This is a genomic window from Bradyrhizobium sp. th-b2 (assembly GCF_000426785.1).
Classification (GTDB): Bacteria; Pseudomonadota; Alphaproteobacteria; order Rhizobiales; family Xanthobacteraceae; genus Bradyrhizobium; species Bradyrhizobium septentrionale.
This window is the reverse complement of the sequence record NZ_AUGA01000059.1, coordinates 1-22,416: the sequence shown is the minus strand read 5'-3', so window position 1 is coordinate 22,416 and position 22,416 is coordinate 1. Positions and strand designations below refer to the sequence as shown.

The 22,416-nt window shown below is 63.8% G+C and carries 23 protein-coding genes; 10 read left to right on the top strand and 13 right to left on the bottom strand.

Translation table 11 applies throughout. The features are described from left to right. The first annotated feature begins 7 nt into the window (after positions 1-7). The gene (locus K359_RS0138775) at positions 8-430 is read left to right on the top strand and encodes a hypothetical protein (protein ID WP_245284850.1); all 423 of its coding nucleotides are present in this window, start codon (positions 8-10) and stop codon (positions 428-430) included. Between the two features lie 97 nt (positions 431-527). Here K359_RS0138775 and bfr read toward each other — a convergent pair whose 3' ends face one another. Continuing rightward, positions 528-1,016 (bottom strand): bacterioferritin, encoded by a 489-nt coding sequence (gene bfr, locus K359_RS0138770; protein WP_029084046.1) that lies wholly within the window; start codon positions 1,014-1,016, stop codon positions 528-530. Between the two features lie 191 nt (positions 1,017-1,207). Then, on the bottom strand, positions 1,208-1,483 hold the full coding sequence (locus tag K359_RS0138765; RefSeq protein WP_029084045.1) for a bacterioferritin-associated ferredoxin: 276 nt from the start codon (positions 1,481-1,483) through the stop codon (positions 1,208-1,210). Positions 1,484-1,836: 353 nt separating this feature from the next. Here K359_RS0138765 and K359_RS0138760 point away from each other — a divergent pair, with 353 nt between their 5' ends. Both K359_RS0138760 and K359_RS0138755 read left to right on the top strand, forming a co-directional pair. Further along, positions 1,837-2,133: a hypothetical protein gene (locus tag K359_RS0138760; RefSeq protein ID WP_029084044.1), complete on the top strand. Its 297-nt coding sequence runs from the start codon at positions 1,837-1,839 to the stop codon at positions 2,131-2,133. 237 nt (positions 2,134-2,370) lie between these two features. Then, on the top strand, positions 2,371-2,655 hold the full coding sequence (locus K359_RS0138755) for a hypothetical protein (RefSeq protein ID WP_029084043.1): 285 nt from the start codon (positions 2,371-2,373) through the stop codon (positions 2,653-2,655). Positions 2,656-2,809: 154 nt separating this feature from the next. Here the strand turns inward: K359_RS0138755 and K359_RS0138750 are convergent, their stop codons facing one another. Continuing rightward, complete coding sequence (locus K359_RS0138750) at positions 2,810-4,042, bottom strand: lytic murein transglycosylase (RefSeq protein ID WP_029084042.1); 1,233 nt, start codon at positions 4,040-4,042, stop codon at positions 2,810-2,812. A gap of 83 nt (positions 4,043-4,125) precedes the next feature. Between K359_RS0138750 and K359_RS0138745 the strand changes: the two genes are divergently transcribed. Beyond that, complete coding sequence (locus K359_RS0138745; protein WP_029084041.1) at positions 4,126-5,217, top strand: toll/interleukin-1 receptor domain-containing protein; 1,092 nt, start codon at positions 4,126-4,128, stop codon at positions 5,215-5,217. Positions 5,218-5,234: 17 nt separating this feature from the next. Here K359_RS0138745 and K359_RS0138740 read toward each other — a convergent pair whose 3' ends face one another. Together K359_RS0138740 and ettA are read right to left on the bottom strand one after the other, a co-directional pair. Continuing rightward, positions 5,235-5,819: a TIGR00645 family protein gene (locus K359_RS0138740; protein WP_029084040.1), complete on the bottom strand. Its 585-nt coding sequence runs from the start codon at positions 5,817-5,819 to the stop codon at positions 5,235-5,237. Between the two features lie 164 nt (positions 5,820-5,983). Next, positions 5,984-7,633, bottom strand: a complete 1,650-nt coding sequence (ettA, locus tag K359_RS0138735) for an energy-dependent translational throttle protein EttA (RefSeq protein ID WP_029084039.1) — start codon at positions 7,631-7,633, stop codon at positions 5,984-5,986. A gap of 273 nt (positions 7,634-7,906) precedes the next feature. Here ettA and K359_RS0138730 point away from each other — a divergent pair, with 273 nt between their 5' ends. Both K359_RS0138730 and K359_RS0138725 read left to right on the top strand, forming a co-directional pair. Beyond that, positions 7,907-8,158, top strand: a complete 252-nt coding sequence (locus tag K359_RS0138730; RefSeq protein ID WP_029084038.1) for a hypothetical protein — start codon at positions 7,907-7,909, stop codon at positions 8,156-8,158. 117 nt (positions 8,159-8,275) lie between these two features. Then, positions 8,276-9,238, top strand: coding sequence for a D-2-hydroxyacid dehydrogenase family protein (locus K359_RS0138725; RefSeq protein ID WP_029084037.1), 963 nt, complete (start codon positions 8,276-8,278; stop codon positions 9,236-9,238). Between the two features lie 72 nt (positions 9,239-9,310). On the opposite strand, the gene K359_RS0138720 is transcribed toward K359_RS0138725, so the two are convergent. Next, positions 9,311-10,573, bottom strand: a complete 1,263-nt coding sequence (locus tag K359_RS0138720; protein ID WP_029084036.1) for a L,D-transpeptidase — start codon at positions 10,571-10,573, stop codon at positions 9,311-9,313. Between the two features lie 332 nt (positions 10,574-10,905). Here K359_RS0138720 and K359_RS54410 point away from each other — a divergent pair, with 332 nt between their 5' ends. Beyond that, a complete protein-coding gene (locus tag K359_RS54410; protein ID WP_035977868.1) occupies positions 10,906-11,730 on the top strand; it encodes a hypothetical protein in 825 nt (274 codons plus the stop codon). Positions 11,731-11,740: 10 nt separating this feature from the next. Here K359_RS54410 and sseA read toward each other — a convergent pair whose 3' ends face one another. From sseA to K359_RS0138700, 3 genes are all read right to left on the bottom strand, one after another. Further along, positions 11,741-12,598 carry a 3-mercaptopyruvate sulfurtransferase gene (sseA, locus tag K359_RS0138710; RefSeq protein ID WP_029084035.1) on the bottom strand — a complete coding sequence of 286 codons (858 nt, stop codon included), beginning with the start codon at positions 12,596-12,598 and terminating at the stop codon, positions 11,741-11,743. Between the two features lie 98 nt (positions 12,599-12,696). Continuing rightward, entirely contained in the window at positions 12,697-13,110 is a 414-nt protein-coding gene (locus tag K359_RS0138705) for a rhodanese-like domain-containing protein (RefSeq protein ID WP_029084034.1), read from the bottom strand. 54 nt (positions 13,111-13,164) lie between these two features. Further along, positions 13,165-14,340 (bottom strand): VWA domain-containing protein, encoded by a 1,176-nt coding sequence (locus K359_RS0138700; protein ID WP_029084033.1) that lies wholly within the window; start codon positions 14,338-14,340, stop codon positions 13,165-13,167. Between the two features lie 288 nt (positions 14,341-14,628). Between K359_RS0138700 and K359_RS0138695 the strand changes: the two genes are divergently transcribed. The 3 genes from K359_RS0138695 (at position 14,629) to K359_RS0138685 (ending at position 17,403) form a co-directional block, all read left to right on the top strand. Beyond that, positions 14,629-14,874 (top strand): GlsB/YeaQ/YmgE family stress response membrane protein, encoded by a 246-nt coding sequence (locus tag K359_RS0138695; RefSeq protein WP_029084032.1) that lies wholly within the window; start codon positions 14,629-14,631, stop codon positions 14,872-14,874. A gap of 105 nt (positions 14,875-14,979) precedes the next feature. Next, positions 14,980-15,822, top strand: a complete 843-nt coding sequence (locus K359_RS0138690; RefSeq protein ID WP_029084031.1) for a MoxR family ATPase — start codon at positions 14,980-14,982, stop codon at positions 15,820-15,822. 78 nt (positions 15,823-15,900) lie between these two features. Next, positions 15,901-17,403 (top strand): NAD(P)/FAD-dependent oxidoreductase, encoded by a 1,503-nt coding sequence (locus K359_RS0138685; RefSeq protein ID WP_029084030.1) that lies wholly within the window; start codon positions 15,901-15,903, stop codon positions 17,401-17,403. Positions 17,404-17,509: 106 nt separating this feature from the next. Here K359_RS0138685 and K359_RS0138680 read toward each other — a convergent pair whose 3' ends face one another. The 4 genes from K359_RS0138680 to K359_RS0138665 form a co-directional block, all read right to left on the bottom strand. Next, positions 17,510-18,307, bottom strand: a complete 798-nt coding sequence (locus K359_RS0138680) for a hypothetical protein (protein WP_029084029.1) — start codon at positions 18,305-18,307, stop codon at positions 17,510-17,512. A gap of 36 nt (positions 18,308-18,343) precedes the next feature. Then, positions 18,344-19,987 carry a GMC family oxidoreductase gene (locus K359_RS0138675; RefSeq protein WP_029084028.1) on the bottom strand — a complete coding sequence of 548 codons (1,644 nt, stop codon included), beginning with the start codon at positions 19,985-19,987 and terminating at the stop codon, positions 18,344-18,346. A 28-nt stretch (positions 19,988-20,015) separates the two neighbouring features. Next, a complete protein-coding gene (locus tag K359_RS0138670; RefSeq protein WP_029084027.1) occupies positions 20,016-20,609 on the bottom strand; it encodes a GNAT family N-acetyltransferase in 594 nt (197 codons plus the stop codon). 135 nt (positions 20,610-20,744) lie between these two features. Then, the gene (locus K359_RS0138665) at positions 20,745-21,671 is read right to left on the bottom strand and encodes an SMP-30/gluconolactonase/LRE family protein (RefSeq protein WP_029084026.1); all 927 of its coding nucleotides are present in this window, start codon (positions 21,669-21,671) and stop codon (positions 20,745-20,747) included. Positions 21,672-22,416 lie beyond the last annotated feature (745 nt).

Here is a 22,416-nt window from a genome sequence, read left to right as displayed (position 1 = left end):
GCGTGCCATGGCTTATCGAACAATGGCGTATCGAACTTATGGGGCGCTGATTGCGTCCCTTGGCGTTGCAGCGCTGCTTGCTTCCTCGACCGAGACCTATGCGAGATCCGGGACGGCGCCACGCGGCACGTTTAGCTCGCACCATCCAGCCTTCCGCCATCACCTGCGCGTGCCCGGCATCGTCCTGCCGGATGCGGGCGGATATTATGACGGCGCCGCCGGCGTGCCCTTCGCCGCCGACGTCCCCCCTCCGGTCTCGAACGACGTTCGCTACACCTACACCCAGGACGTGCCCTGGGATTGGGCGCATCGATATCCACCGGCCGTGGTGCCGTCGGATCGCCCCTATGTGTCGAGCTGCCCGACGGAGAGCGTCACGGTGCCCGGGCGCGGTGGCGACCGCACCATCAACATCATCAGGTGCTACTGACCGGCGCCGCTGCAATCGGAAGCGCGAAAGCAGAAGAGGCCGCCGGCAAGGACGGCCTCTCGCAGTTTGGGAGCCGCTCTCCGAGCGAGGGAGCCGATCAGGACTCCTCGCCCTTCAGATGACCGACGTGCTTCTGGGTATAGAGTTCAAGACCGATGCGCTTGATCAGGTCGAGCTGGGTCTCGAGGAAGTCGATGTGGTCTTCCTCGTCCTTCATCAGCTTCTCGAACAGGTCGCGGCTGACGTAGTCCTTGACGCCGTGGCAGTAGGTCGCCGCCTCCTGATAGAGCGTGCGGGCGCCGATCTCGGCGGCCAGATCGCACTCGATGATCTCCTTGACGTCCTGGCCGATCTTCAGGGGATCGAGCACCTGCAGGTTCGGGAAGCCGTCGAGGAACAGGATGCGATCGACGAACTTGTCGGCGTGCTCCATCTCCTCGATGGACTCCTTGCGCCAGACCTTGGCCATCTCCAGAAGGCCCCAATTGTTGAGCATCCGGTAGTGCAGCCAGTACTGATTGATGGCGGTCAGTTCGCTGCGCAGCCCCTTGTTCAGATAATCAATGACCTTCGGGTCGCCTTGCATGATCCACTCCACCTGTCGCGGCCAACGCTGGCCGGTTTGAATTTAGAATGTTTCTAAATCAGATTCACGGCAAGAGCAACCCTGCGCAGAAACGGCGCCTGGATAACCGGATTCGGGTGGATTTGCGGGGCGTTTTCGCGCGAAGCGGAAGCCGGTTCGCGTGAAGAATAAAGCGTCGAAAAAAGGCAGCCTTAACAGGCCGCGAGCGCGAATTCGGCCGGCTCGGCGTCGTCCTCGTTGGCAGCATGCGGATGGCCGGCGTGGGGGCAGCCGGCGCAGCAGGCCTTGGCGCAGGGACCGAGCGCCTCGTCGATGATCGCCTTGATGGTGCGCGCGCAGCGGCCGCATTCGGCACTGCAGCCGAGGCAGCCATAGACCTGCTTGGCATTTCGTGTCACGGGCCCGCCGGCGCTCACGGCATTGCGGACATCGTGGTCGCTGAGGACGTTACAGGAACAGACAATCATCGGAGAAAGGCGGGTCCATCGGTGATGCTTGGCAATATGGATATTGTCGCCCCCGGCGGGATGCAAAAGGAAAAAGCAGTTCTTGTAGCAATTCCAAACTGATGCGGGATTCATATTGGAACGAGTCTAAATCGAAACCGGGGTTCGCCGCGGATTCGGGGCGGTTTGTGGCTCAATTCCCCGCTCCACCGCCTGGCTCGGTTTGTGCGGTGCAAGATATGCAACTGACCGGAGGGATTTGGACGCGATTGCGGCGGCCTCGTTCATTGATCATTCAAGCAGAATATGGAACCCTTGAGCTCGACAGATTGCTTGCATACGCTGTCCTCGGCTCCCGTGAGAAAGGTCATGCCATGAAGAAGACATTGCTGGCGCTCGGCGCCGCCGCCACTCTGGCGATTTCAGCTGTGGCGATGCCCGCCCCGGCCCAGGCACAACGCGGTGTCGCCGCCGGCGTCGCCGCGGGATTGATCGGTGGCGCCATCGTCGGCGGCGCGATTGCATCGCAGAACGGCTACTACGCGCCCGGCTACGCACCCGGTCCGGCCTATGTCGCCGAGCCCGGTTACGGTGCCGATTGTGTCTGGCAGCGCCAGCGATTCTGGGACGGCTACTCCTGGCGCGTGCGCAGGGTCCGCGTTTGCGACTGATCGCCGTTCATCTCGATTAAATCGAACCAGATGTCCCGGAAAACCGACTGTTCTCCGGGACATCCGCTGTTGAAGGCCAGAAAAAACCGCTTTTCTACGCGATGAGCCTGCGGACGTTTACTTTCGGTTGACTGTTCTGCGCTGTTTAGCAAGACAGCAGTTCGAGATCAGCGTGCTGAGTCACCCAAGCCCGGCGTCGAACCAAGACGCCACCACCTTTCCAGGAGAGCCAAAGACATGAAGAAGACTTTAGCTGCCCTCGTTGCCGTTACCACGATTGCCGGTTCGCTGGCGGTTGCTCCGGCTGCCAAGGCTGGTGACGGCGGCGCCGTCGCGGCCGGCGTTGCCGGCGGCCTGATCGGCGGCGCCCTGCTGGGCGGCGCGATTGCAGGCGCCCGTCCGGCCCCGGTCTATGTTGCACCGGCGCCGACCTACGTCGAAGAAGCTCCCTGCCGCTGGGTTCGCGAGCGGTTCTGGGACGGCTACGGCTGGCGCTTCCGTCGCATCCAGGTTTGCGACTGATCGATCGGGCTATCTGCATCACCCTCGAAAACCCGGCCTCGCGGCCGGGTTTTTGTTTTCTGGAGCGTTTTCGAGCAAAGCCTGTCCCGCACTTGATGCGGGATGGACACCGGTTCGCGTGAAGACAACGCGTCAAAAACAAAAAGCTAGAGCCTCAGCGCGCCCCGTTCATCGCGCGCAGCACCGCCTCGCTCGGCCAGCAATCGACCTTCAGCCCGGCCTGCTTCTGATAGGCGCCGAGCGCCGCGCGGGTCTGCATCCCGGCCTTGCCGTCGAGCTTGTCCTTGTAGAGACCGATCCGCGTCAGTTGCTGCTGCATCGCCTCGACATCGGCCGAGCGCAGCTGCTTGGAGGCCGCCCATGGCGTCGCGAATGGCTGCGGGCTCGTCATGCGGTCGGCGAGATGGCCGACGAACAGCACGTAGAGATCGGAGAAATTGTACTCCTTGATCACGAAGTAGTTCGGCGTGGTCAGGAACGCGGGACCGTAGATGCCCTCGGGCTGCAGCAGCGAGGCCGATTGCGCCTGCTCGGTGGCGTTGAGCTTCTGTCCGCGTACCGGCACGAAGCCTGCCCGCAGCCACTGGCTGATGGGCTTGGTCACTTCGGGCACACCCATCGTGCAATCGACATTGGCAGGCGGGGTCACCTCATAGGCCCAGCGCACGCCGGGCTGCCAGCCCTTGTTGACAAGCTGCTGCGCGGCCGAAGCGAGCGCGTCCGGCACCGAGTGCCAGATGTCGACCCGGCCGTCGCCGTCGAGATCGACGCCGTGCTTGTAATACTCCGACGGCAGGAACTGGGTGTAGCCGGTCGCGCCCGCCCAGGATGAGCGCAGCTCCTTGCGCGTCACCGCGCCCTCGCCGAGGATCTTCAGCGCGAGGATGAACTCGGTGCGATACTGATCCTTGCGGCGGCCGACATAGGCCTGCGTCGCCACCACGCGCAGCGTGTCGTAGGGCAGCGAATAGCGGCCGTAGTCGGTCTCGCGGCCCCAGATCGCCAGCACGATGGTCGAGGGAACGCCGAACCGCTTCTCGATCGCATCGAGCGAAGGACGATACTTCTGCAACAGCCTCTGGCCCTCCGCCGCGAGCCGCGCGATCGAGGCTTCCTTGATGTAATCGGCCGGCACCTGCACGAACTCGGCCTGCGCCGGCGCGCCGGTCTTCGGACGTCCGGGCAGGATCAGATCGGGCAGCTTGTAATCGGGCTCGAGCGAGCGGGTCTCGCGATCAAAGGTTTCTCGCGACACGCCGGCCTCCCTGGCTTCCGGCCAGAGCGAGGCGATGAACTGCGTGAACGCCGCATCGGCCGCGTGCGCGGGCCGCTGCAACGGCGCACACAGCAGCAGCGCGAATGCGGCAATGGTTGCTGGCCACTTCATGATCGATCTCATCCCGCGGAAACAGGCATTGCAATGTGAACTCGGCAATTGTCAGAATTCAATTCTGGGTGGTAGGTTTTGCCATGCGCATATTTCTGTCGTTTCCCTCCGAACTGGAATCGCAGGCTGACAGCATCGCCCAGTCGCTGCGCAATTGCGATCATGACGTTTTCTTTTCACACGACGATCTTCCGCCGGGCGACAGTTTCGATGCGCGCGTCGAAAAAGCCATCGAAAGCAGCGATTTTATGGTGTTCCTGATCAGTCCGGAATCGGTGACCAAGGGGCGATACACGCTGAGCGAACTCGCCTTTGCCCGGACCAAATGGCCGAACCCGAGCAACCGCGTGCTGCCGGTGATGATGGCGCCGACCCCGCTCGACCAGGTTCCGACCTATCTCAAGGCGGTCACAATCCTCGAACCGCAAGGCAGCGCCGCCGCCGAGACGCGGGCCGCGGTGGACCGCATGCTGGCGGCCGAAAGCGCGCAGTCGCGAGGCCGGGCCAGCTTGCCCTTCGTCGTGCTGGCGCTTGCATCCGCCGTCATCTGCAGCCTGATCGCGACCTATGCGCTCAACGTCCTGCAATATTCGTTCGTCGTCTCCGACGCCGGCGGGATCACGATCCTGCCCGGCGTGGTCTTTGGCATGGCGGTTGCAACGTGCAACGTCATGTTTGGCGCCAGGGACCGGCTTCAACTGGCGCTGGTGGTCGCCATCACGACTGCGGCATGGATCGCGGCCTACGATGCCAGCGCCGTCACGCTTCAGGCGCTCGGCCAGTATGCGAGGACCGTCCCAATCGACGGCAATGCCGCCAACTCGGCGCAGATCACCGAGACGCTCGGCAACAATCCCTACATGGGTTATCTGATCGGCGGCATCGGCGGCGCCGTCGGCGGAGCCATCACCATTCTCGGCGTGCTGCTGACCAACCCGGCGTTCAGGCGGATCGACAGCGTCGTGGTGACATGGATCGCGGCCATCGCTGCCGGAATCATTTACGGCGCGATCGTCAGGCTGCCGACCTTGCTGGGTTGGCTGGTGCTGTTCGGCGTCTGGCAGACCGCGTTCATCCTCGCCATGGCCCGCGGATTTCCGCGCGGCGCGGCGCAGATCCCCGAATGGCTCGGCAGATCCGCGCCGGCATTGTTCGGCTCACGCGCGGCGCGGTGACGCCGCGCCGCCGTTAGCTAGTGCGTGACCTGCTGCTTGGCACCTTCGATCGAGTCGTTCGACAGCTTGTCAACGATGGCGATGCCGATGGCCGACAGGATGAAGACGCAGTGGATGATGGTCTGCCACATCACGCCGGTTTCGGTGTAGTTGCCCTTGCCCGACGACAGCGCGCCGGCCTCGATGAAGGTGCGCAGCAGATGGATCGAGGAGATGCCGATGATCGCCATCGCCAGCTTGATCTTCAGCACGCTGGCGTTGACATGACTGAGCCATTCCGGCTCGTCGGGATGTCCCTGCAGGTTGAGCCGAGACACGAAGGTCTCGTAGCCGCCGACGATCACCATCACCAGAAGGTTCGAGATCATGACGACGTCGATCAGGCCGAGCACGGCCAGCATGATCTGCTGCTCGCTGAAGTCGAAGGCGTGGGCGAACAGGTGCCAGAGTTCCTTCAGGAACAGCACGACATAGACGCCCTGGGCGATGATGAGGCCGACATAGAGCGGCAATTGCAGCCAGCGCGATCCGAAGATCAGCATGGGAACGGGACGCAGCGACCGGCCCTTCGCGGGCGCGCGCGCGTCTGAAATAGCGGACATATTGGAGTGCTCGCGGGATTCGATTTGCGGAACGCTTTATCTACGCAATCCCGCGCCGTTGAAAAGCGACAACTGGCCGCAGATTGCGCCGCGATGCCGTCACGTCCTGCAAACGAAGAGCGGTCGAACGCGGCGCGATGGCCGCGCTCGACCGCTCGAACCGATCAGCGCGTCAGCTTCTTGTATTTCACGCGATGCGGAATGATGCTGTCCTGGCCGAGCCGGCGCATCTTGTCGTTTTCGTAATCCTGGAAATTGCCTTCGAACCATTCGACATGGCTGTCGCCTTCGAAGGCCAGGATGTGGGTCGCGATGCGGTCGAGGAACCAGCGATCATGGCTGATGATGACGGCGCAGCCGGCAAAATCCTCCAGCGCCTCTTCCAGCGCGCGCAGCGTGTCGACGTCGAGGTCGTTGGTCGGTTCGTCGAGCAGCAGCACGTTGGCGCCCGACTTCAGCATCTTGGCGAGATGCACGCGGTTGCGCTCACCGCCGGACAGCGCGCCGACCTTCTTCTGCTGGTCGGCGCCCTTGAAGTTGAACGACGAGCAATAGCCGCGCGAGTTGACTTCCTTCTTGCCGAGCAGGATCAGCTCGTTGTTGCCTGAAATCTCCTCCCACACCGTCTTCTTGCCGTCGAGCGCGTCGCGCGACTGGTCGACATAGCCGAGATGAACGCTTTCGCCGACCGTGATGGAGCCCTTGTCCGGCTCTTCCTGCTTGGTGATCATCCTGAACAGCGTGGTCTTGCCGGCGCCGTTGGCACCGATCACACCGACGATGCCGCCCGGCGGCAGCTTGAAGGTAAGGTCGTCGATCAGCATGCGGTCGCCAAACCCCTTGCTGAGGCCTTCGAAGTCGACGACGTTCTGGCCCAGCCGTTCGGCGACCGGGATCGTGATCTGCGCGGTCTGGGTCTGCTTTTCACTGGCCTGTTTCAGCAGCTCTTCGTAGCGCTGGTAGCGCGCCTTGGACTTGGCCTGACGCGCCTTTGGCGAGGACGCGATCCACTCCTGCTCGCGGGCCAGCGTCTTCTGGTGGGCGGCGTCTTCGCGGCCTTCCTGCTCCAGCCGCTTCTGCTTCTGCTGCAGCCAGGACGAATAGTTGCCCTCGTAGGGGATGCCGCGGCCGCGGTCGAGTTCGAGGATCCAGCCGGTGACGTTGTCGAGGAAGTAGCGATCGTGGGTCACGATCAGGATCGCGCCCGGATAGTTGCGCAGATGGCCTTCCAGCCACGACACCGACTCGGCGTCGAGATGGTTGGTCGGTTCGTCGAGCAGCAGCAATTCCGGTTGGTCGAGCAGCAGGCGGCACAGCGCAACGCGGCGGCGCTCGCCGCCCGAGAGCTTGGTGACGTCGGCATCGTCGGGCGGGCAGCGCAGCGCGTCCATCGCCTGGTCGACCTTGCTGTCGAGATCCCACAGGCCCTGCGCCTCGATCTCGTCCTGCAGTTTGGTCATCTCATCGGCGGTCTCGTCCGAATAATTGACCGCGAGCTCGTTGTAGCGGTCGAGGATCACCTTCTGCTTGGCAACGCCGAGCATGACGTTTTCACGGACGTTGAGCGCGGGATCGAGGTGCGGCTCCTGCTCGAGATAGCCGACGCGGGCGCCCTCGGCGACCCAGGCCTCGCCGTTATACTCCTTGTCGAGGCCGGCCATGATCTTGAGCAGCGTCGACTTGCCCGAGCCGTTGACGCCGAGCACGCCGATCTTGGCGTCCGGGTAGAACGACAGATGGACGTTATCGAGCACTTTTCGGGTCGGATATGCCTTGGTCAGACCCTGCATGAAATAGATGAACTGGCGAGCCATCCGCTGTCCCTGGAATTGATCCGATTTGTGGAAATTTTGCTGCCGCCGATGTAGCGGCCGGCCCCCGAAAGCGCAACCGCGGGTCCTCTGTTTTCCGTCCGTTCACCACGTTTCGTCTGTTCACCACGGGTGACTACGGGTTCGCCACCATGTGTGCGCCCGATCATGACAATTGAAACCATCTTTTAATAAATCAGGCGAAAACTCGTTCTCAACGCCGAAAAATGGCGTTTTTCGCGGCAGAACCGCGAGCAAGACAGCAGAGGCCGCGTCATGGCTACCATCATTTCAGCACCTCTTTCGCGTCCGGCGATCAAGGGCGAGGCGACGCCGTTCGCCGAATTCCGCGCCTTTTTGCGCGCCTTCGTCGCCAAGGCCTTCAACCCCTACCGGCCGGAACTGCACTATATGCGTGGTCCGGGTCCGGCCTGCCGCGCCAAGCAGATGGCATTGTCGCCGGTGGTCCGGACGATGCTGGCCGACATCCGCTCCACCAAGGCCGAGAGGCCGTCTCGGCCGGTGTGACAATCGCCGCTTTTTGAAACCGCACCCGCTTGCGCGCCTGCCGATTGCGCGCGACCATCAGGGATCCCCGGCGGTTAATGTCCTTGCCGTCGCCCTCACCCTGAATGGATCTTCCCGATGACGCGGCTGCGCTGTGCAATCCTCGACGACTATTTTGACATCGCGCTTTCGTTGGCCGACTGGCCGGCGGTCAAGGACCGGGTCGACGTGACAGTGTTCGACAAGCCGTTCACGAGCGAGGCGGATGCGGCAGCGAAGCTGAAGGATTTCGAGATCGTCTGCGCGATGCGCGAGCGCACGGCGTTCCCGCGCAGCCTGCTCGACGCGCTGCCCAAGCTCAAGCTCCTGATCACCTCGGGCATGCGCAACGCCGCAATCGACATGGAGGCCGCCAAGGACCGCAAGGTCGTGCTGTGCGGCACGCAATATAGCCGCGATCCCACCGCGCCCCTGACCATGGGCCTGATCCTGGAATTGACGCGCGGCATCGGCCGCGAGAATGCGCGCATGCACGCCGGCGAACCCTGGCAGACCTTTGCCGGCACCGAGATCGAGGGCAAGACGCTCGGTGTCATCGGCCTCGGCAAGCTCGGCAGCAAGGTCGCCGGCATGGCCAAGGCGTTCGGCATGAACGTCATCGCCTGGAGCCCCAACCTCACGCCGGAAAAGTGCAAGGAGGCCGGCGTCGGCTATGCCAGCAAGGACGAGTTGTTCGCGACCGCCGACATCATCACCATCCATGTCGTGCTGAGCCCGCGCTCGCGCGGACTGGTCGGCGCCGCCGATCTCGCGCGCATGAAGCCACAGGCCTTTCTCGTCAACACCGCGCGCGGGCCGATCGTCGACGAAGACGCACTCCTTGTCGCTCTCCGTGAGAAGAAGATCGCCGGCGCCGGCATCGACGTGTTCTCGGTCGAGCCGCTGCCGTCAGATCACCCGCTGCGCAAGCTCGACAACGTCGTGATCACGCCGCATCTCGGCTACGCGACGCGCGAGAGCCTGCAGATTCACTATCAGCAGATGGTCGAATGCATCGACGCCTTCACCAAGGGCGCCGAGCCGCCGCGGCGACTGGGCTGAGACCAGGCGTATATCAGCAACAAAAAAGGCGCGCTGTTCGCGCGCCTTTTTCATGATGAATTGCAGGTCGGCCTAGCGCACCGTCACCGGCGCGGGCAGCGGCTGGACGGTGGTCGGCTGCGTGCCGGGCAGCGGCGCGGCTTGAGCCTGGGTCGGCGCCATCGGGTTGGCGGGCATCGGCGCGGCGGAGGCCGTCGCCGTTCCCGGGGCAGCGCCGCCAGGCAGGACAACCACGCGGGTGCCGACCTTGGTGCGCTCGAACAGATCCGAGACGTCCTCGTTCAGCATGCCGATGCAGCCCGACGAGACGAACTTGCCGATGGTCGACGGCTGGTTGGTGCCGTGGATGCGATACACCGTCGAGCCGAGATACATCGCGCGAGCGCCGAGCGGATTGCCGGGTCCACCGGCCATGAAGCGCGGCAGATAGGGCTGACGCTCGATCATCTCCGTCGGCGGATGCCAATCCGGCCATTCGGCCTTGCGGGTGATCTTCTGCACGCCGGTCCAGGTGAAGCCGTCGCGGCCGACGCGGACGCCGTAACGGATCGCCCGGCCATTGCCGAGGATGTAATAGAGGTAGGTGTTCGGCGTATCGACGACGATGGTGCCGGCCGGCTCCTTGGTCGCGAACGCCACTTCCTGCCGACGCAGGTTCGGCGCCAGTTGCGCCGGCCCGTCTTCCGGCTGCTCGTCCGCCGGCAGCGACGCGATTTGCAGCGGCTTGCCATTGGCATCGACCGGCGCCTGCTGCTGCGGCACCGTTCCGGTGACACCGGCGGCGCCAACCGCCTCGGGCGGACGCATGCCGTTGCGGTCGTCGCCATAGGCAACGCCGGCGGCCGGAACACCATTGTCCCGGTAGCCCTGCGGCGGCGCGCCCGGCGAGCGATCGCCATAGATCACCGGGGGCGGTCCCATCGGCCGGCCATAGCGCGGATCATCGGGCGACATCACCGGGCCAGTCGGCGCACCACGGTCGGAATAGACCGGGGCGTTCATCGGACGGCCGTAGCGTGGATCGTCAGGCGACATCACCGGACCGGTCGGTGCGCCACGGTCGGAATAAACCGGCGGAGCGTTCATCGGGCGGCCATAGCGCGGGTTGTCCGGCGAGATCACCGGGCCGGGCGGCGGCAGCCCAGCCGAATTGCGCGGCTCGTCTTCATCGTCGAGCCCATCGAAGTCCGGCATGCTGCCCTGCGAGTAGGGCTGCGGCGCGGCCGAATAGGCCGGGCCCTGGGGCGCCGGATAACCCTGCTGCGCATGCGCAAGCGAGGTTCCTGCCACGCCAAGAGCCGCGGCAGCGCAAATCGTCAGAATGCGGTTGATCATCATTGCTCTTGTATAGTCCCCAAGCCACACCGGACCGTTAACGGCCCAATGCAGGAAGATAGCGGCGCATTCAAGACAAATCCGCGAAACCCGGGCTGTTTCGGGCCTTTTGTGATGTCGCGTTATCGTTGCGGCAAAGATGTCTCATGGGTCGGGAATGTTTGTCCACGTGCCCAAAGTCATCAAGCACCCGCATTTTGTAACAAACAGTCTTCGGGCGTTGCGATATCCTCGAATCGGCCTGATTCGCGCTCGCGACACCGGCTTTCTCGTGTGGTCACCGCGTTCCCTCGACATCAAAGACCCTCCCGCAGAAGGGGGAACCCGCGCCCATGCTCCCCGGCCTTCGTTTCCTGTTCGCTGCGATCGTGCTGGCGACGTCGCTTCTGGTGTTCGGGTTAGGCGCGGCCGCGCTGCTGCGCGCCGCACATGAGGAATTCGCCAGCATTCCGGCTCGCCGGGCGCCGCCCGAGCCGCAGTTCGCGCAGCAGCCGGAACCATCACCGGTGCTCGCCATGGTGCGCGTCGAGCCGCCCGCCGCCGACAAGGTGACGGCCGATATTGCGTCCCCCGCGACCCCGGCTGTGTCGGAGCCCTCCGCTCGCGCCGAGGCCGCGCCTCCGGCCGAGCCGGAGCAGCTCGCCGCCGTGAAAGCCGACGATCCGTCCCCGCCCTGCCCGCCCAAGCCGGAAGCGGCGGCGGTGGAAACGTCAGCGCCAGCGCAATCAGCCGAGACTGCCTCGGAGGCCCCTGCCACAGATCCCTCGCCGACATCCCAGCCGGCACCGGCACCCACCGAAGCGGCGCCGGCCAGCACTGAGGTCAAGGTCGCCGCAGTGGCCGATCCGCCCGCCGCAAGCAGCGAGCCCGCGCCTGCCGCACCGGCACCAGCAATGGCTGCGCCGGAGCCGGCACCGCCGCCTTCACCCGAGGCGATCGCGGCCGCGACGAAGATCGCAACGCTGGGCGGACCGGAGGTGGTCGTCGCACAGCCGGCGGCGCCGAAGGCCGTTGAGGCGAAGAGGCCGGAGCGCAGCGCGACCAGCAAGCCCGAGCACCGCAAGAAACGGCGTCGGATCGTCCGCGCGCCGCCAGCGCGGCAGGTCGTTCAGCAGCTCGATCCGTTCGGCCAGCCGATACCGCTCACCCGGCGCTAGGGATTGGCAATCAGGCAGGTCCGGTCGCGATCGGCGGGCCGCTGGCCTGTCCCCATTCCGACCACGAGCCGTCATAGAGCGCGGTGTCGGTGACGCCGATCCGGTAGAGCGCGAGCGTCAGCACGCCGGCCGAGACGCCCGAGCCGCAGCTCGTGACAACAGGCGCATCGAGCTTCACGCCGGCACCGGTGAACGACTTGCGCAGATCGTCGAGCGGCTTCATCTCGCCGGTCGCGGCATCGAACAGATTGTTGTAGGGCACGTTGCGCGCGCCCGGGATGTGACCGGCGCGAATGCCCGGCCGCGGCTCCGGCGCGCGGCCCTCGAACCGATCTGCGGCGCGCGCATCGATCACCTGCTCGGCACGGCTTTCGACATTGGCGATCATCTGCTCGATGCTGCGCACGCGCTTCGGATCATAGCTGGCCGTGAAGGTCGCAGGCTTCGGCTTCACCTCACCGCTCTCGACCGCCCCGCCCTCGGCGCGCCATTTCTTCAGACCGCCGTTGAGAATGCGCACGTTGCGATGGCCATAGGACAGGAACATCCACCAGGCGCGCGGCGCGGCGACCCAACCGCCGGCGTCATAGATCACGACGGTGTCGGCATTACTGACACCGAGCGCGCCGATGTCGCGGCCGAACTGCTCGGCGCTCGGAAACATGTGCGGCAGCGGATTTGAATGGTCGGACACCGCGTCGACGTCGAAGAACACAGCACCCGGCAGATGCGCGGCGAGGTAATCGTCCTTCGGCAGCGGCAGCACGCCCGGAAGCTTGAAGGTCGCGTCGAGCACCTTCACATTGGCGTCACCGAGATGCGCAGCCAGCCATTCGGTCGAAACGAGCGGATCGTCGGTGGCCGTCATCTTGCATGTCTCTCCATCGTCATTGCCGGACTTGATCCGGCAATCCATCTTCCTTTTGAAACGATGGACACGCGGGTCAGGCCCGCGTGTGACATCCACTAGCCCTTCTTCTTCGGCTCCCACGCCTCGATCGGCCCGCCGGCTTCGCGCCAGGCGGCGAAGCCGCCGCCCATATGCGCGACCGGATTCAGACCCATGTCTTTCGCGGTCTTGGCGGCGAGCGCCGAGCGCAGGCCGCCGGCGCAGTGGAAGATGAACTTCTTGTCTTCCTGGAAGATCGGTTTGGCGTAGGGGCTGTTCGGATCGATCCAGAACTCCAGCATGCCGCGGGTGCAGGAGAACGCGCCGGGGATCTTGCCGTCGCGTTCGATCTCGCGGGGATCGCGGATGTCGACAATCACGACGTCGTTCTTGCCGATCAGCGTGATCGCATCGGCCGCGCTGATGGTCTCGATCTCGGCATTGGCCTCGTCGATCATCACCTTGATGCCGCGGTGGATGTTCTGGGGCATGGCGCTCTCCCTGACGTTATTGGCGCGCCCACAGGCGCGCGACGCATTGCGCGTTTACCGCACCAGCTCCCGCATCGCATGCTCCAGACCCTCGATCGTGATCGGATACATGCGCTCGGAGAACAGGCGGCGGATGATGGTGGTCGATTCCGAATAGTCCCAGTGCTTCTGCGCCACCGGATTGAGCCACACCGCGTGCGGATAGGTGCGGGTGATGCGGTCGAGCCAGACCGAACCGGCCTCCTCGTTGACGTGCTCGACCGAACCGCCGGGAACCATGATCTCGTACGGCGACATCGAGGCGTCGCCGACGAACACCACCTTGTAGTCGTGCGGATATTTATGCAGCACGTCCCAGGTCGGCGTGCGATCGGTGAAGCGCCGCTTGTTCTGCTTCCAGACGCCTTCATAGAGGCAGTTGTGGAAGTAGAAATATTCCATGTGCTTGAATTCGCTCTTGGCGGCCGAGAACAGCTCCTCGACCTGCTCGATATGCGAATCCATCGAGCCGCCGATATCGAAGAACACCAGCACCTTGACCGCGTTGCGCCGCTCGGGCCGCATATGCACGTCGAGATAACCGTGGTTGGCGGTCTCCTTGATCGTGGTGTCGAGGTCGAGTTCATCGGGCGCGCCGGTGCGGGCGAACTTGCGTAGCCGCCGCAGCGCCACCTTGATGTTGCGGATGCCGAGCTCGACATTGCCGTCGAGATCCTTGAACTCGCGCTTGTCCCACACCTTCACGGCGCGGTTGTTGCGGTTCTTCTCCTGCCCGATGCGGACGCCTTCGGGATTGTAGCCATGGGCACCGAACGGCGAGGTGCCGGCGGTGCCGATCCACTTGCTGCCGCCCTGGTGACGGGCCTTCTGTTCCTCGAGCCGCTTCTTCAAGGTCTCCATGAGCTTGTCCCAGCCCATGGCCTCGATCTGCTTCTTCTCTTCCTCGGTGAGATATTTCTCCGCGAGCTTCTTCAGCCACTCCTCGGGGATCTCCGCCTTGCCCATGGCGTCGAGTAGGCTCTCGAGCCCCTTGAACACGGTGCCGAACACGCGGTCGAACTTGTCGAGATTGCGCTCGTCCTTCACCAGGGCGGCGCGCGACAAATAGTAGAAGTTCTCGACCGTCTGTTCGGCGAGATCGGCGTCGAGCGCTTCCATCAAGGTCAGATATTCCCGTAGCGTCACGGGGACCTGGGCGTCGCGCAGCGATGTGAAGAACTGCAGGAACATACCCACCTAGATCGCCCGCTGGACCGGTGACGTCAAGGGGCACAGCCATGTCAGGGCCGGCGATCGGCTTTGATCTGTCCCCCTGCAGCCATATTTTGCCGGGGCCACCCCAGCGACGTCGCCCCCGCGCATCTGTGCCGCAGTCATTCCGCAGGGCGGAAACATGATGCCCAACATTCCATGCACCCGGTGCCGTTCAGGGTACCGCTGCGCTGCGGAATCCGCCCTAGACCGTCCGGCTTTTTCAATTACAATTGCGCCTGACAAGACATTGGGCAGGACGTTTGAATGGGCATCATTGCGGCACTGGTGATCGGTGCGATTGCCGGCTGGCTCGCTGGGCTGATCGTGCGCGGCGCGGGCTTCGGGCTGATCGGCAACATCGTTGTCGGCATCATCGGCGCGCTGGTGGCGAGCTGGCTGTTGCCGCAACTCGGCATCAGCCTCGGCGGCAGCGCGATCCGCGACATCGTCAACGCGACCATCGGCGCGGTGGTCGTGCTGGTGATCGTGTCGCTGATCAGACGCGCGTGACCAGAAAATTTGCATTCCCAACGGCCGCTGCGAGAGCGGTCGTTTCATGTTGAGGCCCAAGTGGCGGCCCATGCGGCCAACGAACCAAGCAAGGCAAAGAGATCGATGAAATTCACGGGTACCAAGGACTACGTCGCCACCGATGACCTCAAGGTCGCCGTCAATGCCGCCATCGTGCTCGAGCGCCCGCTGCTGGTGAAGGGCGAGCCCGGCACCGGCAAGACCGTGCTGGCCGAGGAAGTCGCCAAGGCGATCGACGCGCCGCTTTTGACCTGGCACATCAAGTCGACCACCAAGGCGCAGCAGGGTCTCTACGAATACGACGCCGTCTCGCGCCTGCGCGACAGCCAACTCGGCGACGCCCGCGTGTCCGACATCAAGAACTACATCAAGCGCGGCAAATTGTGGGAGGCCTTCACCCACGGGAAGCGCCCGGTGCTCCTGATCGACGAGATCGACAAGGCCGACATCGAATTCCCCAACGACCTCTTGCTCGAGCTCGACCGGATGGAGTTCCATGTCTACGAGACCGGCGAGACCATCAAGGCGAAGCTGCGCCCGATCGTGATGATCACGTCGAACAACGAGAAGGAACTGCCGGACGCCTTCCTGCGCCGCTGCTTCTTCCACTACATCAAGTTCCCCGACGCCGACACCATGGGCAGGATCGTCGACGTGCACTTCCCCAACATCAAGAAGCGGCTGGTGGAAGAGGCGCTGCGGATCTTCTTCGAGGTGCGCGAGGTGCCGGGCCTGAAGAAGAAGCCCTCGACCTCCGAGCTGCTCGACTGGCTCAAGCTGCTGCTGAACGAGGACATCACGCCGGAGATGCTGAGGGAGCGCGACCCGCGCAAGCTGATCCCGCCGCTGCACGGCGCGCTGCTCAAGAACGAGCAGGACGTCCATTTGTTCGAGCGGCTGGCGTTCCTCAGCCGCCGCGAAGTCTAGTTCCGATATCGGCAGGCGCCGGGGCATTCGCTCCGGCGTTTTGCTTCCACAGCTCAAACAAAAAGAAGACCAGGGAAGATGAACGTCCAGACCCAAATCCGCGCTGCCGAGCCTGTCACGACCGAGCATTTCGACGTCCTGATCGCAGGCGCCGGCATCTCTGGCGTCGGCGCCGCCTATCACCTCACCACGCAATGCAAGGGCACCAGCTTCGTGGTGCTGGAAACGCAGAAGACCTTTGGCGGCACCTGGTCCACCCACCGCTATCCCGGCATCCGCTCCGACAGCGACCTGCACACTTTCGGCTATCGCTTCAAGCCGTGGACCAGCGCGCCGATCGCCAGCGCGGCCGAAATCCTGAAATACATGGGCGAGGTGATCGAGGAGAACGATCTCGCCCGCCACATCCGCTACCGCCACACCATCACCGCGGCGAAGTGGTCGAACGAGACCAACCTCTGGACCGTCGATGCGACGCGTATCGACACCGGCGAGAGGCTGCGCTTCACCACCAACTTCTTCTGGATGTGCCAGGGCTATTACAGCCACACCGAGGGCTACACCCCCGAGTGGACCGACATGGCGAAGTTCAAGGGTCCGATCATCCATCCCCAGACCTGGCCCGATGACCTCGACTACAAGGGCAAGCGCGTGGTCGTGATCGGCTCCGGCGCCACCGCCGCGACGCTGATCCCGGCGATGGCCAAGGATGCCGGCCATGTCACCATGCTGCAGCGTTCGCCGACCTACTTCCGCACCGGCCGCAACGCGATCGAGATCGCCGAGGAACTGCGCAAGCTGCAGGTCGACGAGAGCTGGATCCACGAGATCACTCGCCGCAAGATCCTGCTCGACCAGGACACCTTCACCCGCAAGACCTTTGCGGAGCCCGAGGCTGCCAAGAAGGACCTGCTGTCGGCGGTGGAAGCCTATCTCGGCAAGGACTACGATATCGCCACCCACTTCACGCCGCGCTACCGGCCGTGGCGGCAGCGCATCGCCTTCATTCCGGACGGCGACCTGTTCCAGGCTATCAAGGGCGGCAAGGCCTCCGTCGTCACCGATGAGATCGACCGCTTCACCGAGAGGGGCATCCTGCTCAAGTCCGGCAAGGAGCTCGAGGCCGACATCATCATCACCGCGACCGGCTTCCACCTCTCCGCCAATGGCGGCATCGACTTCGAGATCGACGGCAAGCCGCTCGAGTTCAAGGACACCGTGACCTATCGCGGCATGATGTTCACCGGCGTGCCGAACCTGGTCTGGGTGTTCGGCTATTTCCGCGCCAGCTGGACCTTGCGCGTCGATCTGGTCGCCGACTTCGTCTGCCGCCTGCTGCAGCACATGAAGGCAACCGGCGCGAACAAGGTGACGCCGGCGCTCCGCCCCGAAGACCACAACATGCCGCTGCAGCCGTGGATCGATCCGGAGAACTTCAACCCCGGCTACATGATGCGCGGCATGCACCTGTTGCCGAAGCGCGGCGACAAGCCGGAGTGGCAGCACAACCAGGACTACTGGGCCGAGAAGGACGAATTCCCGGCGATCGATCTCGAGGACAAGGCGTTCGTCTACGGCTGAGCTCCCTCTTTCAACTTCTCATTGCGAAGAGCATAGCGACGAAGCAATCCATCTATCGGCTGCGCGGCGATAGGGATCGTTTCGCTCGCACTGACATTGGCGGTGGCTACGCATCTACCAGTGTACCGGCAATTGCATTGAACAACTCAATTAGGGCTCTGACGCCGAGAACATAGTCGAGGTCACTGCCCCATCGCCCGTACATGCCCGCCCCGGGAACTAGCCGGTCGAGTACGGGGGTTCCCTCGGTATCGAACGCATACTTTGGTTCATCCACGTGGAAGATTCGAAACTTGAGTGGAGACCACATGCGAAAAACATTACCACCGAGCCACACGCCAACCTCAAAGACAAGACCGCCGCTCACCTTCTTCCGCCAACGGTTGCGCGAACGAGCCTCGAATCCCAACGCGCCACAGAACTGATCGATGAAAGGGACAACATCCGTCTTCTTGATCAATCTGCGCTCAACGTCGAGGCCCAGCCGCGCCCCTTCCGCCTTCTGCAATCCACTGTAGAGCGTAATCCGGCTTTCTCGGAATTCCCGATCCTCCGACACCTTCTTGGTGTGGTCGAGCAAACACCTGAGAAGCGGTGGATTCCGATATGGCAGTTCAATCGGCGGTCTAGCGGCAAACAGTTCGTCCAAGAAAACAGAACGATATTGTGGCTCAATGACGAAGGCGCGCTGGTCTGAATTTCCTTGCCCGAGCGACTGCATCGTTTCAATAGCCACTTCGTCCCAGTATCGATTGAGCAACTCCGAATGCTTTTCTCCGCAGAATTCGCCGATTTCCTCTTGCCAAGCTCTGTGGATCGAAAACCCAAGCGCCTCAAATGCGAGCTGCGCCGGGCATCGACCCGGCCAACCCGCCACCGCCCTCAGCAGCGGATGCTCGTCCATTCGTTCTCCCTAGCCAATGCATGTCGAAGTCCTTCCTCACGCATACTCCGGCAGTTTCGCCGCCACCTCGGGCGTCTTGCCGCGGATCATGTCGGAGGCCTTGTCGGCGATCATCAAGGTCGAGGCGTTGAGGTTGGCGGAGATCATCCGCGGCATGATCGAGGCGTCGATCACGCGCAGGCCCTGCATGCCATGGACCCGGAGCTGGTCGTCGACCACGGCCCATGGCGCGTCGGCCGGTCCCATCCGGCAGGTGCAGCCGGGATGGAAGGTGGTGGTGCCGCGCTGGGTCGCGGCGGCGAGCAGCTCCTCGTCGCTCGTCACCTTCGGACCCGGAAAATCCTCGTAGGCGTAGTACGGCTTGAGCGGCTCGGAGGCGAGCAGCCGGCGCGCCAGCTTCATGCCGGCGACGACGACGCGGCGGTCGATCTCCTCGGCGAGATAGTTGGTCTGGATGATCGGCGGCGCGAACGGATCGGCGGAGCGGATCCGGACATAGCCGCGGCTCTCCGGCCGCTGCTGCCATGACGCCACCGTCATGCCGGGCTCGTCCTCGAGCTGGCCCTGCACGCCTTCCTTGTAGCTCGCCGGCGTGAAGGTGAGCTGCAAATCGGAGCTCTCGGTGGTCTCGCCGGAATGCCAGAAGCAGTAGACCATGGTCGGCGACAGCGACAGCAGACCGCGCCGCGTCGTCGCCCATTTGATTGCTTCGCCCCACAGGCTGAAACCGCGGCGCATTTCGTTGATGGTCCGGATGTTCTTGACCCGCGCCACCGAGCGCGGCGCGTAGTGATCCTGCAGGCCTTCGCCGACACCCGGCAGTGCGTGCCGCACCTCGATGCCGTGCGCCTGCAACAGCTCAGGCGAACCGACCCCGGAGAGCTGCAACAGCTGCGGCGAGTTGTAGGCGCCGCCGGAGAGGATGACCTCCTTGGTGGCGCGAATCTCGAGCGGGTCGCCGTATTTGCCGCCGCGGTTGTAGCGCACGCCGACCGCACGCTTGCCCTCGAAGATGATCCCGGTGACATGGGCATGCGTACGCACATCGACATTCGGCCGCCGCCGCGCCGGATGCAGATAGGCGGTCGCCGCACTGACGCGCAGGCCGTTCAGGATGGTACGCTGGCAATAGGACACGCCCTCCTGGATCTGGCCGTTGTAGTCGGGATTGCGCGGAATGCCGAGGCTGACTGCGCCGGCCATGAAGGCCTCGCAGAGCGGGTCCTGCCAGTCCATCGTGGTGACGGTGAGATTGCCGTCACGGCCGCGATAGGTATCGTCGCCCTCGCCGATCCTTCGCTCCATGCGCCGGAAATACGGCAGCACGTCGGGATAGCCCCAGCCGCGATTGCCGAGCTGCGCCCAGGTGTCGAAATCCTGGCGCTGGCCGCGGTTGTAGATGTGGCCGTTGATCGACGACGAGCCGCCGAGCGTCTTGCCGCGCGGCGCATAGATGCTGCGCCCGCCGGTGTAGGGACCCACCTCCTGCTGGTAGGCCCAGTTCACGCTCTTCATGTGGAAGGTCTTGATGAAGCCGGCCGGCAGATGGATGTAGGGATGCCAGTCGCTCGGCCCCGCCTCGAGCACGCAGACCCTCGTGCCCGCATCTTCGCTCAACCGGTTGGTCAGCACGCTTCCGGCGGAACCTGCGCCGATGATCACATAATCGAACGTTTCCATCGTCTCGTTTCTGGCGCCGACTGCGGTCTCAGCGCGGTTTTTCGTTGAGTTGATAGTTGAGATGGGCCTTCACCGTCGGCCATTCGCTGGCGATGATGCTGTAAACCACGGTATCGCGCAACGTGCCGTTGGGCGCGATCTGATGGCTGCGCAGGATGCCGTCCTGCTTGGCGCCGAGACGCTCGATGCCGCGCCGGCTCTGGTGATTGAAGAAATGCGTGCGGAACTCGACCGCGATGCAATCGAGCTTCTCGAAGGCATGTTGCAGCAGCAGCAGCTTGCACTGCGTGTTGACCGCGCTGCGCTGCACACGCTTGGCGTACCAGGTCGAGCCGATCTCGACGCGGCGGTTCGGCGTGTCGACATTCATGTAGGTCGTCATGCCGGAAATCTTGCCGTCGGCATCGAACACCGTGAACGGCAGCATCGTGCCCGCGGTGTGCAGGCCGAGCCGGCGGTCGATCTCCTTCGTCATGTTCTCCGGTTGCGGAATCGCGGTGTACCAGAGGTTCGAGAGACCGCCGTCTTTCACGGCTTCCGTCAGTCCATCGACGTGAGCGTGCGACAGCGGTTCAAGCCGCGCATGCGCGCCGCGAAGGGTGACAGGTTCAAGCCAGGGCATTCGAACATCCTCTACGTAGAAGCAGGACCTCACTTTAACCCGTCATTGCGAGCGAAGCGAAGCAATCCATCTATCCGCGCATGTGGAGGGATGGATTGCTTCGTCGCTGCGCTCCTCGCAATGACGGCAAGTGCATCATTTGTTCAAGAAGTTGAGCGGCAATCCCGGCCGCGGCCAGTCCATCGCGATCAGCTCGCCCTTGCCCGACAGCGTGATGTACGCGGTCTTCAGCTCGGGGCCGCCGAAGGCGATGTTGGTGGTGACGCGATCGCCGGTCGGCACCTGCTCGACCACGGTGCCGTCGGGCGCGATCACCGAGATGCAGCCCGAGACCAGCGTCGCGACACAGATATTGCCTGATGCCTCCACCGCGAGCGAGTCGAACATCTGGTAGCCGCCGAGGCCCGCGATCGGCTTGCCGCGCTCGCCGCGATAGATGATGTCGCGCGGTTTGACGGTGCCGGGCTCGGACACCTCATAGGCCCACAGCCGCGCAGTCGGCGTCTCCGCGATGTAGACGGTCTCCTCGTCCGGCGACAGGCCGATACCGTTGGCCGGCAGGATGCCGTGCACGGCTTCGACGATCTCGTTCATGCCGGGCTTCAGATAGTAGAACGCGCCGACATCCATGTCGCGGGCGCGGCGCTTGCCGAGATCGGAGAACCACAGGCCGCCCTGCCTGTCGAACACCAGATCGTTCGGGCCGCGCAGCCCATGCTCGCCGCATTTCGTCACCACGGTCTCGACCTTGCCGGATCGCAGATCGACGCGCTGGATCGAGCCGCCGAGATAATCCTCGGGCTGCGGACCCGGCATGATCATGTGCTTGGTCGGGATCCAGGAGAAGCCGCCATTGTTGCAGATGTACATCTTGCCGTCGGGACCGAGCGCGGCACCGTTCGGGCCGCCCGGCACCTTGGCGACGATCTCCTTGCGCCCGTCGGGATAGACTCGCGTCAGCCGCTGGCCGCGGATTTCGACCAGCACGACCGAACCGTCGGGCATCACGACCGGGCCTTCGGGAAACTCCAGATCAGTGGCGAGAACTCGGATATTGGCCATGGCATCCTCCCGGCTCTTGGGCTGCAGGCGGATTCCGAACGGCCCCGCACGCGCAACATGTTATTTCCCCTGTTATGGCAAAGTGGGTTTGGCTTGCCAAGCAATCAGCGGCGCAACGCTGCCCGGCGTTGAGGTGGCGGGCTCCATCATGACCACACCAACGGCGTCGTCCTGGCGAAAGCCAGGACCCATAACCACCACACTTGGTGATGAATGGGATCGTTGCCCCCGACATCGCACAACAATTCTCATTTGGGGTAATGGGTCCTGGCTTTCGCCAGGACGACGATGAAGATGGTCTTCGATTCGACCGGCCAAACAGCTTGTTCGGTGTCATCACCCGCGCATGCGGGTGATCCAGTATTCCAGAGACGCCGGTGCTTGAACCGAGGGGCCGCGGCGTACTGGATCGCCCGGTCGAGCCGGGCGATGACAGATGTGGTGGGGACGCGGCTTCGCATTCTCGCGACATGAATTGTCCGAGCTTTGCTCTTCGTTTCGCCCCCTCTCTCGCAGAGGGCGCAGGGAAAGCCGGGTGCCGATCGCACCCATGGGCCCCGAGCAATGGGTAGAAAGCTCGGGGGTAGGACCACAGGTGTAACCGGAAACTCCGGCTTTCCCTGCGCGATGGGTTACGGCTTACTTCGCGCTCTCCCCGGCGAGACTGGGCTTGTTTGTCACCGCCTTCGCAAGACGCAATTGCGTCTTACAAGGGGACACCGGCCGCTAGGGCGTCAGGACCACG

Excerpts from the sequence above, each read along its gene's own strand:
- K359_RS0138700 (WP_029084033.1), bottom strand. The coding sequence starts at position 14,340 with ATGTTCCTGCAGTTCTTCACATCGCTGCGCGACGCCCAGGTCCCCGTG.
- sseA (WP_029084035.1), bottom strand. The coding sequence starts at position 12,598 with ATGACGGCCACCGACGATCCGCTCGTTTCGACCGAATGGCTGGCTGCG.
- K359_RS0138730 (WP_029084038.1), top strand. The coding sequence starts at position 7,907 with ATGGCTACCATCATTTCAGCACCTCTTTCGCGTCCGGCGATCAAGGGC.
- bfr (WP_029084046.1), bottom strand. The coding sequence starts at position 1,016 with ATGCAAGGCGACCCGAAGGTCATTGATTATCTGAACAAGGGGCTGCGC.
- K359_RS0138665 (WP_029084026.1), bottom strand. The coding sequence starts at position 21,671 with ATGGCCAATATCCGAGTTCTCGCCACTGATCTGGAGTTTCCCGAAGGC.
- K359_RS0138695 (WP_029084032.1), top strand. The coding sequence starts at position 14,629 with ATGGGCATCATTGCGGCACTGGTGATCGGTGCGATTGCCGGCTGGCTC.
- K359_RS0138750 (WP_029084042.1), bottom strand. The coding sequence starts at position 4,042 with ATGAAGTGGCCAGCAACCATTGCCGCATTCGCGCTGCTGCTGTGTGCG.
- K359_RS0138720 (WP_029084036.1), bottom strand. The coding sequence starts at position 10,573 with ATGATCAACCGCATTCTGACGATTTGCGCTGCCGCGGCTCTTGGCGTG.
- ettA (WP_029084039.1), bottom strand. The coding sequence starts at position 7,633 with ATGGCTCGCCAGTTCATCTATTTCATGCAGGGTCTGACCAAGGCATAT.
- K359_RS0138740 (WP_029084040.1), bottom strand. The coding sequence starts at position 5,819 with ATGTCCGCTATTTCAGACGCGCGCGCGCCCGCGAAGGGCCGGTCGCTG.
- K359_RS0138680 (WP_029084029.1), bottom strand. The coding sequence starts at position 18,307 with ATGGACGAGCATCCGCTGCTGAGGGCGGTGGCGGGTTGGCCGGGTCGA.
- K359_RS0138675 (WP_029084028.1), bottom strand. The coding sequence starts at position 19,987 with ATGGAAACGTTCGATTATGTGATCATCGGCGCAGGTTCCGCCGGAAGC.
- K359_RS0138755 (WP_029084043.1), top strand. The coding sequence starts at position 2,371 with ATGAAGAAGACTTTAGCTGCCCTCGTTGCCGTTACCACGATTGCCGGT.
- K359_RS0138705 (WP_029084034.1), bottom strand. The coding sequence starts at position 13,110 with ATGCCCCAGAACATCCACCGCGGCATCAAGGTGATGATCGACGAGGCC.
- K359_RS0138685 (WP_029084030.1), top strand. The coding sequence starts at position 15,901 with ATGAACGTCCAGACCCAAATCCGCGCTGCCGAGCCTGTCACGACCGAG.
- K359_RS0138690 (WP_029084031.1), top strand. The coding sequence starts at position 14,980 with ATGAAATTCACGGGTACCAAGGACTACGTCGCCACCGATGACCTCAAG.
- K359_RS0138760 (WP_029084044.1), top strand. The coding sequence starts at position 1,837 with ATGAAGAAGACATTGCTGGCGCTCGGCGCCGCCGCCACTCTGGCGATT.
- K359_RS0138670 (WP_029084027.1), bottom strand. The coding sequence starts at position 20,609 with ATGCCCTGGCTTGAACCTGTCACCCTTCGCGGCGCGCATGCGCGGCTT.
- K359_RS54410 (WP_035977868.1), top strand. The coding sequence starts at position 10,906 with ATGCTCCCCGGCCTTCGTTTCCTGTTCGCTGCGATCGTGCTGGCGACG.
- K359_RS0138765 (WP_029084045.1), bottom strand. The coding sequence starts at position 1,483 with ATGATTGTCTGTTCCTGTAACGTCCTCAGCGACCACGATGTCCGCAAT.
- K359_RS0138725 (WP_029084037.1), top strand. The coding sequence starts at position 8,276 with ATGACGCGGCTGCGCTGTGCAATCCTCGACGACTATTTTGACATCGCG.
- K359_RS0138745 (WP_029084041.1), top strand. The coding sequence starts at position 4,126 with ATGCGCATATTTCTGTCGTTTCCCTCCGAACTGGAATCGCAGGCTGAC.
- K359_RS0138775 (WP_245284850.1), top strand. The coding sequence starts at position 8 with ATGGCTTATCGAACAATGGCGTATCGAACTTATGGGGCGCTGATTGCG.